Below are 12,056 nucleotides of genomic sequence, written 5' to 3'. Positions count from 1 at the left end.
AAAAATATACTTCGACGTATCAATCCCAATGCGGATAATCTGGTTCACGGACGGCTCCCTTGTATGAGATCTAGACAACCTCATTCTGGCACACTGATGCCGTAGGGGGCCGTCCACACCATCAACCACCGCAAGTGGTTGTGACCGGGATCATGGCCCCAGCGTCGCGCAAGACCTGACATTTGGGGTAATGGGTCCTGGCTTTCGCCAGGACGACATCGAATATGCGGCGCGACCTACATCCCGATCGTCGTCCCGGCGAAAGCCGGGACCCATACGCCGCAGCGGATGTTGTCGGTGGGACTCGTCGTTCCAGCGTCGCGCAACCAAGTTCAGCGGTGGTTATGGGTCCCGGCCCCCCGTGCGCAATTGCGCAACTAGGCCGGGACGACAGCGAATGTGTGGTGCCGCTTGCAGGTCAAAAATCCGCATCAGTGATTGACGCGTGAGCGAGGCACCGCCGGAAGGGTTCCCTCCCCTTGCCGGAGGGAGCCGCGCCGCGTGCTCGCCTCACCGGCATTCCGCGCCCGCCACGAGAGTCGACCCGCACACGGGCCTGTGACCATAGTTGAAGGCTGCGACGACGAAACTTCTGGATTGTTGGCCGCGTAGACGCCAAGACAGGAGCGCTATTCTGCGAAGGTTTCATTGATGCACGACGTCTCGATCCCGGCGGCCCTGATCGCCGGTCTGGTCAGCTTCCTCTCGCCCTGCGTGCTGCCGCTGGTACCGCCCTATCTGATCTATTTGACCGGCGCGACCATCGAGCAGGTCAACCAGGACGGCGCCACCGCGGCCTCCAAGCGGGCGGTGATGACGGCGGCGCTGATGTTCGTGCTCGGCTTCTCCACCGTGTTCGTCGCGCTCGGCGCCAGCGCCTCCTTCGTCGGCGGGCTGGTGCGCGCCTGGTCGGCCGAGCTCTCCATCCTGGCGGGCATCGTCATCATCATCATGGGCCTGCACTTCCTCGGCGTGACCCGGATCGGCCTGCTGATGCGCGAGGGGCGGCTGACCGCGCCGAAGCCGGTCGGGCTGTGGGGCGCCTACGTCATGGGCCTGGCCTTCGCCTTCGGCTGGACGCCATGCATCGGGCCGATCCTCGCCGCGATCCTCTCGATCGCGGCCGCCGAGGCCACGGTGACGAAGGGCGCCGGCCTGCTCGCGGTCTATTCCGCCGGGCTCGGCATCCCGTTCCTGCTTGCGGCCTTCATGGTCAAGCAGTTCTCCTCGCTGTTCGCGCGGATGAAGCGCCATCTCGACACCGTCGAGCGGGTGATGGGCGTGCTGATGGTGGTCACCGGCATCGGCTTCCTGACCGGCGCAGTCTCGAGCGTCAGCGTCTGGCTGCTGGAAACCTTCCCGGCGCTGCAAAATATCGGCTAGGCCTTCACGCCGACGCAGGCTGCCGTCGGCTGGCTTTTGGCCGCGCCATGTCGGACTATCGGGAAATCGTCGCAATCCTCACGGGGCACCGATGGGCCAGGATCGTCAGACACGCGCCAGCTGGCCGGTCTTCCGTTCGCTCAGGTCGTTCCGGCCAAGCGACCTGCCGGGTGACCTGATCGCCGGGCTGACGCTCGCCGCGATTGCGATCCCGGAGCAGATGGCGACCGCGCGGCTCGGCGGCTTCTCGCCGCAGATCGGCTTCTTCGCCTTCATGGCCGGCTCGCTCGGCTTTGCGATGTTCGGTGCCAACCGCTTCCTGTCCTGCGGCGCCGACTCCACGATCACGCCGATCTTCGCCGGCGGCCTCGCGCTGATGGCGACCGCCGACTCGCCGGACTATCAGGCGCTGGCGATGGCGCTGGCGCTGATGGTCGGCGCGATCATGGTCGCCGGCAGCCTGTTCAAGCTCGGCTGGATCGCCAATTTACTGTCGACGCCGGTGACGGTGGGCTTCCTCGCCGGCATCTCGGTCCACATCCTGGTCTCGCAATTACCCGGCGTGCTCGGCCTGACCACGCCGGACGGGCCGACGCTTTACAAGCTCGGGGTGCTCACCGAGAAGATCGGTCAAACCAATTTCTACACGCTGGCGATCGGCCTCGGCGTGCTGGCGCTGGTCGCCGGATCGGAGAAGATCAGCGCCCGCATTCCGGGCGCGCTGATCGGCCTTGTCGTGGCCACCGTTGCCGTGATCGCCGGCCATCTCGAAAGCAAGGGCGTCAAGGTGGTCGGCACCGTGCCCGGGACGCTGCCGACGCCATCGTTTCCGGACATCGCGCCGGAGCGCTGGATCAAACTGTTATCGCTGGCGATCCTGATCGCCGTTGTCGTCATGGTGCAGACCGCCGCGACGACGCGCTCGTTCCTGTCCGATCCGGACAAGCCGGCCGACGTCGATCGCGACTTCCTCGGCGCCGGTGCCGGCAGCCTGCTGTCCGGGCTGTTCGGCGCCTTTCCGGTCAACGCCAGCCCGCCGCGGACCGGCATCGTGTCCGAGACCGGCGGACGCACGCAGCTCTCGGGGCTGTTTGCCGCGGCCATCGTGCTCGCGCTGCTCGCCTTCGGCGCAACGCTGCTGCGGCACGTGCCCGACGCGGCACTCGGGGGCGTGCTGCTGTTCGTGGCGCTGCGCATCATCCGCGTGAAGCAGATCGTCGCGATCTTCCGCCAGTCGTTCTATGAATTCCTGCTGGTGGTGGCGACGGCGGCCGCGATCATCGTGCTGCCGATCGAGCAAGGCGTCGCCGTCGGCATCGCCTTGTCGCTGCTGCACGGCATCTGGACCACGACGCGCGGCCAGCTGGTCGAATTCGTCCACGTGCCCGGCACCACGATCTGGTGGCCGACGGGCCCGCACGTCACAGGCGAGCGCAAGCCCGGCATTGCCGTCGTCGGCCTGCAGGCGCCATTGTCGTTCCTCAACGCGGAAAGCTTCCACAGCGGCGTGCTCAAGGCCATCGGCGGGACGACGCCCAAGCCGCGGCTGCTGGTGATCGAGGCCAGCGGCATGATCGAGATCGATTTCACGGCGGCGCAGGCGCTGCGCGACCTGTTTCGCGAATGCCGCGATGACGGCGTGACGGTGGCGGTGGCGCGGCTCGAATCCGAGCGCGCGCAGGACGCATTCGAGCGCTTCGATCTCTACGAGGTGTTGCCGCGGGACCACGTCTTCCACAGCGTCGACGAAGCGGTCCGCACGCTCGGCGGACAGGCGTAGAGATTGATGAGATCCGTCCGTAGCCCGGGTGAGCGAAGCGATACCCGGGAAACCGTTCCCGCATATCGCTTCGCTCATGCGGGCTACGCACTATCCTCCGTCATTGCGAGCAAAGCGAAGCAATCCATCGTGTGGCATATGCAGAAGCATGGATTACTTCGTCGCTATCGCTCCTCGCAATGACGGAGCTCAGCTGCGTAGCCCGGATGAAGCGAAGCGCAATCCGGGATCTTCTCGCGCGTTGATGAACCGTCCCGGATTTCGCTTACGCTCAATCCGGGCTACCGGACGACCTCAGGCCTGCTCGCCCTCGAGCGTCGGATGCTCCCTCAGGACTTCCGCCTTGATCGAGCCCGCGTGGATGGCGCGGAGCAGCGCCCGCCCCGTCTTGATGTTGTTGGCCTTCATGCAGAGACCGACGATCTCGCGCACCGCGGAATCCCGCACCAGCTCGTCGGAGATCCTCATCGCGGTCTCCATCGCGACCTTGGCGGCACGCTCGTAGCGATCACGCTCGATCTGCTGCTTCTTCGCTGAACGTTTGTCGGGCGAGCCGACCGCCTCGGCACAGCCGGCGGCATCGCGGCAGATCGCACGGATCCGCTGCGCAGCTTCGATGTCGCCGAGCGGATGCGCGACGGGATCGTCCCAGATATCCTTGTGCTCGTCCTTGCTGAACCACCACATTGCCGCACCTTGAAAGCACGGCAAACATAGCTGGCCTTGGCGCAACCTGTGAACCGCAGAGTCGACTCGGTGCCGAGCAAGAGGTGCACACTATGGCCCGGCGGCCACACCCGCGGCCGATCCGCGCGCGAATTGATGTCGAACTCATGGAATAAAGCCCGTTTCGGTTCTGATTGCGTCAGAGCCGAGGCTGCGGGGTTTTCGCTTGCCGCGTTTTCACGCGAACCGACGAGGCTCTAGGCCGATCGTTTCGGCCCGATCGCCTCGAACTGCGCCTTTTGCTCATCGCTGAGCGTGGCGTAGAAATTCTCAAGCGCGGCACGGACATCCTTGACCGACTGCAGCATGACATCGAGCCGCTTGACGACGAAGGCAAGACGTGCAGGCGGGGTCATCGCCTCGTTGGTCTGGCACGCGGCCTTCAGCTTCCGCGCGGCGTCGGCGCTGGCATCCTGCAGCGCCTGAAGCGCACCGCGCTGGGCGTCGCTGAGCTGCAGCCGCGCCTCGATCTCGCCGGTCGGCCATTCCTGCATCGCCGGCTGTGCAGCGCCGCAGCTCTGGGCGACCGTCGCGTTCGGATCGCGCGCCGCGACTTCCTTGCGCTGGTTCTCGGCAAGCGCGTTGAGCCGCGCTTTCTGCTCGTCATCGAGCAGGCCGTAGAATTTCTCCAGCGGAGGCTTCACGATTCCGACCGCGGTGACCATCGCTTCGATCCGCTGCTGCATGGCCGCGAGGCGGTTCGGCGCCGTCAACACCACCTGCGCGGGACATGCCGCCCGAATCACCTGGGCAGCCGCGAGCGACGCGTTGCCGAGCTCGCCGAGCGCCACCGATTGCGCTTCGGTCGGCTGCACCGTATCCGCCATCTGATCTACCGGCAGGCCGGCGACCGAACGGCTGTCATTGCCGCACATCTGCTCGATGCGCCCGCCGCCGCGGTAACGGCGGCCCGTGCGGCGCTCCGGCAGATAGGCCCGGAGATCGTCATACCCATAAGGCCCGAAGATGCCGGCATAGATGTCCGGATAGCCGTAGCCCCAGAATCCGATGTCGTCGCCCCAGATCGCGTAGTCGTAGATATCGTTGTACGCGAACGGCCAGAACAGCGGGCCGACCCAGCCATAGCCGCCGCCGGGATGCTGCCACCAGCCGTTGGCGACAGTCCCGCCGTGCCAGCCGGCGAGCGCCGCGGCCGCGGCGATCTGCGCACGCGCCGCCGGGTTGCTCAACAGCCGGCCGTTGCGCAATGCGCCGTTGCGCGACAGCGAGTTGAACGCATTGCGCATATGACCTGGTGCGATTGCGGCATTGCGCACCCGGCCGAAATTGCCACCCCCGCGCGATGCGAAGGCGCCATGGCCGGCGAAGCCTGATCGCGAGATCGCGTGCGAGCGGCCGAACCCGCCATGATGGCCGCCGCCGAAATGCATGTGGCCGAAGCCATGCCCGCCACGTCCATGGCCACCACCGTGGCCATGGCCACCGCCATGTCCGTGGCCGCCACCATGCCCGCCGCCATGGCCGCCGCCGCCGTGCCCGCCGCCGCCTCGGGCGATCGCATCGCCCGACAGCGCCATCGCAACGACCATGACCGCAATTCCGATTGCCCGTCCGATCACGGCGTCCTCCCTCCGTGCACCGCACATATCGCGGCAATACAAGTGAGACGCCGGGCGGGCGGAAAAGTTCCGCGCGTGACACGCGCCGCGCGCGGGCTCGCGAACGCTGCGCGGCGTGACGACGCCTCAAGCGGCCGGGACGATCTTTCCGGGATTGAAGATGTTTTGCGGGTCGAGGGCCTGCTTCAGCGCCCGCATCGCGTCGAGCGCTTCCGGGCCGAGCTCGGCCTGCAAGTATTTCTGCTTGCCCTGGCCGATGCCGTGCTCGCCGGTGCAGGTGCCGCCCATGGCCTGGGCGCGCTCGACCAGGCGGTGCATGAACTCCTCGCCGCGCGCCATCTCGCCCTTGTCGTTGACGTCGCAGAGCAGCGAGCAGTGGAAGTTGCCGTCGCCGACATGGCCGACGATCGGCGACAGCAGGTTGAGCCGCTGCAAATCCTCCTCGGTCTCGGTGACGCAGTCGGCGAGCCGCGAGATCGGCACGCAGACGTCGGTCGCGACCACGCCGATGCTGTCCCCGGGGCGCAGCGCCTTCACCGACCAGTAGGCGTCGTGCCGGGCCTGCCACAGCTTGGTGCGGTCTTCCGGCTTGGTGGTCCAGGTGAAGTCGCCGCCGCCGCATTCGGCGGCGATGTCGCGGAAATTCTTCGACTGCTCGGCGACCTCGACCTCGCTGCCGTGGAATTCCAGCAGCAGCAGCGGCGTCTCAGGCAGCGACAGCTTCGAATAGCTGTTGCAGGCTTTCACCTGCGCGGCATTGAGCAGCTCGATCCGGGCGACCGGAATGCCTGTCTGGATCGCGAGGATCGTGGCCTGGCAGGCGCCACGCACCGTATCGAACGAACAGGCCGCCGCCGCGATCGTGTCGGGAATGCCGCGCAGACGGATGGTCAGTTCGGAGATGATGCCGAGCGTACCTTCGGCGCCGACGAACAGATGCGTCAGGTCGTAACCGGCCGACGACTTCTTGGCGCGCGTGCCTGTCGTGATGATCTCGCCGTCGCCGCGCACCACCTTCAGCGCCAGCACGTTCTCGCGCATGGTGCCGTAGCGCACCGCATTAGTGCCGGAGGCGCGGGTCGAGGTCATGCCGCCGAGCGAGGCATCGGCGCCGGGATCGATCGGAAAGAACAAGCCCTGGTCGCGCAGATGCTCGTTGAGCGCCTTCCGCGTCACGCCGGGCTGGATCACGCAGTCGAGGTCCTCGGCATGCACCTCGAGCACCTTGTTCATGTCGCGCAGATCGATGCAGATGCCGCCCGCGGGCGCGTTGACCTGCCCCTCGAGCGAGGTTCCGGTGCCGAAGGCGATGACCGGCACACGATTGGCGGCGCAGATTCGCACCACGTCCTGGATGTCGGCGGTTTCCTGCGCCATCACGACCGCATCCGGCGGCTGGGTCGGCAGCCATGTAGTGGTATGGGCGTGCTGCTCGCGCACCGCCTGCGACGTGACGAGCCGGTTGCCGAACCGCGCCGCCAGCGCGTCGATCGCGCGCTTCAGGGCCTGCGGATCAGGTCGCGTCACATTGCCCGAAATCGTTGTCGCCACGTCAAATTTCCTCCCACCTTTAGCCGACCGTGGCAAAGCTTGTATAAGGGGTCAAGAGAGCCTGACTTGAAAAAGTGGACGCCGGAGTCACAGAAGAGCTCATGCTCGAACGCCAGCAAACCGGGGATGGATCATGACTTCAGTGACTGCCACCAGCGAGATGCCGCTTCCGCCGGCCCCGTTCAGATCCTCGGTGATGCAGATCGAGCCGCAATGGATCGACTACAACGGCCATCTCAACATGGCCTACTACAATGTGATGTTCGACCGCGCCATCGACGAGATGTGGCTGCAGCTCGGCATCGGGCCGGCCTACATGAAGGCGCGGCAGTGCTCGACCTTCACCGCCGAGTGCCACGTCCGCTATCTCAGGGAAATTCATCTCGGCGATCCCGTGCAAGTCCACGTCCACCTGCTCGGCGCCGACGAGAAGCGGCTGCACACGTTCGAGGAGCTGCGCCATGCCACCGAAGGCTGGCTCTCCGCGACCTCGGAAAACCTCACGCTGCACATCGACATGGCGGCGCGCAAGGTGGCGCCGTTTCCGCCCGACATCCGCGCCCGCGCGCAAGCGATCGTGGACAGCTATGCGGGCGTACCGCGTCCCGAGGGCATCGGCCGCAACGTGGCGATGCCCTCGGCGAAGTAACATGGCGTTTGCAAGCGAAGCGGCCGCCGCTTCGCGGCCTCGCTAGACCCTTGTGCGGCCGCGGACCAATCCGACCACCGCCGACACCAGAAACAGGATGACGGCGATGAAGAAGATCGCCTTGGCGATTTCGACGGAGGCGCCGGCGATGCCGCCAAAGCCCAAAATGCCCGCGATCAGGGCGATGACCAGGAACGTGACGACCCAGCTCAGCATGATCAAAACTCCGCTTCGTTTCCTTGCTGTTTCTCGGGCGCGGACCTTCGTCCGGCGCGCACCTGTTGAAACAATCCGGCCGGGAAACGCGGGTTCCTGAGCGTGAAACCGCGAAATTTTCGCCGATTTCCGGAACCGGATTGAGTCTGGGCTGCTGCCAAAAGCGTTCCCGTCAGCCGCGATAAAACCTGTCAAAACGGCCGATCAGGCCCTATATGGCCTTCAATCCCTGTTAAGAAGGCTCCCCTTCACCATCCTGCGGTGCCATCGTGGGGCCGAGACGATTCGCCAATGACCGAGCCGAGCAAATTGCCCCATCACGGCGTTCCCGAGCACCAGCCGGCGGCTGGCGGCATCGCCGCGCGTGCGCGGGCGGCGGCCGGTCCGCAATATCTGAACGGCCTCAATCCGGAGCAGCGCGAAGCGGTCGAGACGCTCGACGGTCCGGTGCTGGTGCTTGCCGGCGCCGGCACCGGCAAGACACGCGTCCTGACCACGCGCATCGCGCATATCCTGAGCCAGGGCCGCGCGCGGCCGCACGAAATCCTGTCGGTGACTTTCACCAACAAGGCGGCGCGCGAGATGAAGCTGCGGCTCGGCCAGATGCTCGGCCAGGCGGTCGAGGGCATGCCGTGGCTCGGCACCTTCCACTCGATCGGCGGCCGCATCCTGCGCATCCATGCCGAGCTGGTGCAGCTCAAATCCAACTTCACGGTGCTCGACGTCGACGACCAGGTACGGCTGTTGAAGCAATTGCTGCAGGCCGAGAACATCGACGACAAGCGCTGGCCGGCGCGGATGCTGGCCGGCCTGATCGACGGCTGGAAGAACCGCGGCCTGTCGCCGTCGCAGGTGCCGGCGGGTGAAGCGGCCTCGTTCGGCAACGGCAAGGGCGGCAAGATCTACGCGACCTATCAGGAGCGGCTGAAGATCCTCAACGCGGCCGATTTCGGCGACCTGCTGCTCGAGAACATCAGGCTGTTCCGCGAAAATCCGGATGTGCTGCGGCAGTACCAGAACCGCTTCAGGTTCATCCTGGTCGACGAATATCAGGACACCAACGTCGCGCAGTATCTGTGGCTGCGCCTGCTGTCGCAGGCGCCGTCGCGGCCGGAGCGACGCCTTGCCGACGTCATTCCGGGAGCAACCAACGCGCCAGTCATTCCGGGGCGCCTCGAAGAGGCGAACCCGGAATCCCGAAGCAATGAGGACTCAACTCGAGATTCCGGGTTCGCACCTGGCGGTGCGCCCCGGAATGACGAGGAAAACGTCACCACGCAACAACCCCTCAAGAACATCTGCTGCGTCGGCGACGATGACCAGTCGATCTACGGATGGCGCGGCGCCGAGGTCGACAACATCCTGCGCTTCGAGCACGATTTCCCCGGCGCCAAGGTCATCCGCCTCGAGCGCAATTACCGCTCCACCGGCCACATCCTGGCCGCGGCCTCGCATCTGATCGCGCATAATGAAGGCCGGCTCGGCAAGACGCTGCGCACCGAGGATGTCGACGGCGAGAAGGTCACCGTCACCGGCTCCTGGGATTCGGAGGAGGAAGCGCGCGCGATCGGCGAGGAGCTCGAGGAGCTGCAGCGCGCAGGCGAAAACCTCAACGACGTCGCCATCCTGGTGCGCGCCTCGTTCCAGATGCGCGAGTTCGAAGACCGCTTCGTCACGCTCGGCCTGCCCTACCGCGTGATCGGCGGCCCCAGATTCTACGAGCGCGCCGAAATCCGCGATGCGCTGGCCTATTTGCGCACCATCAACTCGCCGGCCGACGACCTCGCCTTCGAGCGCATCGTCAACGTACCCAAGCGGGGGCTCGGCGACGCCACCGTGCAGCTGCTGCACGACCATGCGCGCAAGCGCCGCATTCCGCTGTTCGAGGCGGCCCGCGCCGTGGTCGAGACCGACGAACTGAAGCCGAAGGCGCGCGGCTCCTTGCGCGATCTCGTCATGCAGTTCGACCGCTGGCGTGCCCAGCGCGAGGTCACCTCGCATACCGAGCTCGCCGAGATCGTGCTCGACGAGAGCGGCTACACCGAGATGTGGCAGAAGGACCGCTCGGCTGATGCCGCCGGCCGGCTGGAGAACCTCAAGGAGCTGGTGCGTTCGATGGAGGAATTCGAGAACCTGCAAGGGTTTCTCGAACATATCTCGCTGGTGATGGACCGCGACGGCGAGGCCGGCGACGAGGCGGTGTCGCTGATGACGCTGCATTCGGCGAAGGGACTGGAATTCGACAACGTGTTCCTGCCGGGCTGGGAGGAAGGCTTGTTTCCGAGCCAGCGCACGCTGGACGAACAGGGCCGCGCCGGGCTCGAGGAGGAGCGCCGCCTCGCCCATGTCGGGCTGACCCGGGCGCGCCGCCGCGCCAAGATCTACTTCGCCACCAACCGCCGCATCCATGGCACCTGGTCGACCACGATCCCCTCGCGCTTCCTCGACGAGCTGCCGGCGCACAATGTCGAGATCACCGAATCCAAGGGCGGATCGGGCTGGGGCGGCAGCGGCGGCTACGGCGCCTCGCGCTTCGACAACCTCGAATCATTCGGCTCGAGCTATTCGACCCCGGGCTGGCAGCGTGCCCAGGCCAACCGCAACCGCGGCGGCGGGGGCCGCGGCGGCAGCGGCTTCGAGGAGCGGCAATCCTCCTTTTCCTCCGAAAGCTTCAATCGCACCAAGCGGGGCCCTGTCGTGATCGAAGGCGAGCTGGTGGCGAAGTCCACCGGCACGACGTCGGATTTTTCGCTGGACGACCGGGTATTTCACCAGAAATTCGGCTACGGCCATGTGGTGAAGATCGACGGCAACAAGCTGACCATCGCCTTCGAGAAGGCCGGCGAGAAGAAGGTGGTCGACAGCTTTGTGCAACGGGTGTGACATAGCGACCTTCTTTAGCGGCCTTCCCTGTTCGTAGCCCTTGACCCCAGTTGATTTCATGGGTTGAGATGGATCCATGGTCCGGGGGAGGTTTTTCCTTTTTGTCATCGCGCTCACTGCGCCGTCGCTGGCGGTCGCGGAGACGATGAGCTTTGGCGATTCGGCAGCGCAACTGGCCAAGGCCTGCGGCGCCGACATCACCGCGAACTGCCGCGGCGTCAATCTCGACTCCAACCGCCTCAAGGAATGCCTGTCGCGCAACCGCGACGTGATCTCGCCGCAGTGCAAGGAGAGCTACTTCTCCACCCTCGATGCGATCCAGAAGCGGATCGCGGCGCGCGTCACCGTTGCGAATGCCTGCACCCGCGAGATCGTCAAGGTCTGCGGCGGCTCGACCAAGGAGACCAGCAAGTCGGTGCCCTGCCTCGTCAGCGCCAAGGGCCTCAGCCGCAACTGCACCCAGGCGATCAATGACGCGGGGTATCAATGATGCGGCTGTCGAGGCGAGGCTTGCGCGATCCTGGCCTTTTGGCCCTGCTGGGCACGCTGGCTTTGCTGGCGATGCCGATTGCGCCGGCGCCGGCGCAGACCGCCATCACGCGCGACGACGTCATCGCCAAGCTCAATCATTTTGAGACAGACGCCGAGATCGATGTCCCTGCGCTGCGCCAGCAGGTGGCCGAACGATCGAAGTCGCGATCGAAGAACGAGCCGCCGCCCTCGAAGCGGCCGCCGATCGCTCCAGATCTGACCAAGCTGCCGACGTTCAACGTCGACATCGCGTTCGACGTCGACACGCCGATCGTGCTGCCGGAATCGTATCAGACGGTCGGGCGGATCGCCGATGCGCTGACGCACTCCTCGCTGCTGCCTTACACCTTCCTGATCGTCGGCCACATCGAATCGACCGGACGACGCGAGAACAATGTGCTGCTGAGCCAGCGGCGCGCCGACGCGATCCGCGACATCCTGGTCAACACCTTCAAGATCACCGCGAAGCGCCTGCAATCGGTCGGGCTCGGCGAAGAGCAGTTGCTCGATCCCGCCAAGCCCAACGCGCCGGTCAACAACCAGGTGCAGATCATGCTGGTCGCGAAGCTCGCCGACAGCGCGCCGCCCGCGCACCCTGCCCCGGCGGCCGCCGCCAAGAAGCCGGCAAAATCGGCGAAGAAGCACTGAAGCAGCATTTCCGCCACGCCGCGGAATAAATTTCTGCCCTAGCGGGTGATTGCAGAACGGATCATACGTCCCTATCTGCGCTTGACCCGCCCCCGCCCGGGCCCCAATC

The 12,056-nt window shown here is 65.8% G+C and carries 10 protein-coding genes; 6 read left to right on the top strand and 4 right to left on the bottom strand.

Annotated features, from left to right (window positions below; all coding sequences use genetic code 11):
* Nucleotides 1-651: 651 nt before the first annotated feature.
* Both I6F38_RS41975 and I6F38_RS41970 read left to right on the top strand, forming a co-directional pair.
* Entirely contained in the window at nt 652-1,383 is a 732-nt protein-coding gene (locus tag I6F38_RS41975) for a cytochrome c biogenesis protein CcdA (RefSeq protein ID WP_016846251.1), read from the top strand.
* 91 nt (nt 1,384-1,474) lie between these two features.
* A complete protein-coding gene (locus I6F38_RS41970; protein WP_225164504.1) occupies nt 1,475-3,163 on the top strand; it encodes a SulP family inorganic anion transporter in 1,689 nt (562 codons plus the stop codon).
* A 294-nt stretch (nt 3,164-3,457) separates the two neighbouring features.
* Here the strand turns inward: I6F38_RS41970 and I6F38_RS41965 are convergent, their stop codons facing one another.
* The 3 genes from I6F38_RS41965 to I6F38_RS41955 form a co-directional block, all read right to left on the bottom strand.
* On the bottom strand, nt 3,458-3,850 hold the full coding sequence (locus tag I6F38_RS41965) for a hypothetical protein (protein WP_092088648.1): 393 nt from the start codon (nt 3,848-3,850) through the stop codon (nt 3,458-3,460).
* Between the two features lie 236 nt (nt 3,851-4,086).
* A complete protein-coding gene (locus I6F38_RS41960; RefSeq protein WP_225164503.1) occupies nt 4,087-5,469 on the bottom strand; it encodes a Spy/CpxP family protein refolding chaperone in 1,383 nt (460 codons plus the stop codon).
* 126 nt (nt 5,470-5,595) lie between these two features.
* On the bottom strand, nt 5,596-7,020 hold the full coding sequence (locus I6F38_RS41955) for an FAD-linked oxidase C-terminal domain-containing protein (RefSeq protein ID WP_028332515.1): 1,425 nt from the start codon (nt 7,018-7,020) through the stop codon (nt 5,596-5,598).
* A 160-nt stretch (nt 7,021-7,180) separates the two neighbouring features.
* On the opposite strand from I6F38_RS41955, the gene I6F38_RS41950 reads away from it, so the two are divergent.
* Nucleotides 7,181-7,669: a thioesterase family protein gene (locus tag I6F38_RS41950; protein WP_225164505.1), complete on the top strand. Its 489-nt coding sequence runs from the start codon at nt 7,181-7,183 to the stop codon at nt 7,667-7,669.
* A 42-nt stretch (nt 7,670-7,711) separates the two neighbouring features.
* Here the strand turns inward: I6F38_RS41950 and I6F38_RS41945 are convergent, their stop codons facing one another.
* On the bottom strand, nt 7,712-7,885 hold the full coding sequence (locus I6F38_RS41945; RefSeq protein ID WP_016846258.1) for a DUF1328 domain-containing protein: 174 nt from the start codon (nt 7,883-7,885) through the stop codon (nt 7,712-7,714).
* A gap of 291 nt (nt 7,886-8,176) precedes the next feature.
* Here I6F38_RS41945 and I6F38_RS41940 point away from each other — a divergent pair, with 291 nt between their 5' ends.
* From I6F38_RS41940 to I6F38_RS41930, 3 genes are all read left to right on the top strand, one after another.
* Nucleotides 8,177-10,768: a UvrD-helicase domain-containing protein gene (locus tag I6F38_RS41940; RefSeq protein WP_225164502.1), complete on the top strand. Its 2,592-nt coding sequence runs from the start codon at nt 8,177-8,179 to the stop codon at nt 10,766-10,768.
* A 76-nt stretch (nt 10,769-10,844) separates the two neighbouring features.
* Nucleotides 10,845-11,258 (top strand): hypothetical protein, encoded by a 414-nt coding sequence (locus I6F38_RS41935; protein WP_057015016.1) that lies wholly within the window; start codon nt 10,845-10,847, stop codon nt 11,256-11,258.
* On the top strand, nt 11,255-11,947 hold the full coding sequence (locus tag I6F38_RS41930; protein WP_225164501.1) for an OmpA family protein: 693 nt from the start codon (nt 11,255-11,257) through the stop codon (nt 11,945-11,947). The genes I6F38_RS41935 and I6F38_RS41930 overlap by 4 nt, the downstream gene beginning before the upstream one ends.
* Nucleotides 11,948-12,056 lie beyond the last annotated feature (109 nt).

It is taken from the genome of Bradyrhizobium sp. BRP56, assembly GCF_020194035.1.
Lineage (GTDB): Bacteria > Pseudomonadota > Alphaproteobacteria > Rhizobiales > Xanthobacteraceae > Bradyrhizobium > Bradyrhizobium australafricanum.
Note: the sequence above shows the minus strand (reverse complement) of the source record. Positions and strands in the feature narration are given on the sequence as shown.

Bases quoted from the DNA above. Each gene is read 5' to 3' on its own strand.
- I6F38_RS41970 (WP_225164504.1), top strand. From the start codon at position 1,475: ATGGGCCAGGATCGTCAGACACGCGCCAGCTGGCCGGTCTTCCGTTCG.
- I6F38_RS41940 (WP_225164502.1), top strand. From the start codon at position 8,177: ATGACCGAGCCGAGCAAATTGCCCCATCACGGCGTTCCCGAGCACCAG.
- I6F38_RS41950 (WP_225164505.1), top strand. From the start codon at position 7,181: ATGCCGCTTCCGCCGGCCCCGTTCAGATCCTCGGTGATGCAGATCGAG.
- I6F38_RS41935 (WP_057015016.1), top strand. From the start codon at position 10,845: ATGGTCCGGGGGAGGTTTTTCCTTTTTGTCATCGCGCTCACTGCGCCG.
- I6F38_RS41945 (WP_016846258.1), bottom strand. From the start codon at position 7,885: ATGCTGAGCTGGGTCGTCACGTTCCTGGTCATCGCCCTGATCGCGGGC.
- I6F38_RS41975 (WP_016846251.1), top strand. From the start codon at position 652: ATGCACGACGTCTCGATCCCGGCGGCCCTGATCGCCGGTCTGGTCAGC.
- I6F38_RS41965 (WP_092088648.1), bottom strand. From the start codon at position 3,850: ATGTGGTGGTTCAGCAAGGACGAGCACAAGGATATCTGGGACGATCCC.
- I6F38_RS41930 (WP_225164501.1), top strand. From the start codon at position 11,255: ATGATGCGGCTGTCGAGGCGAGGCTTGCGCGATCCTGGCCTTTTGGCC.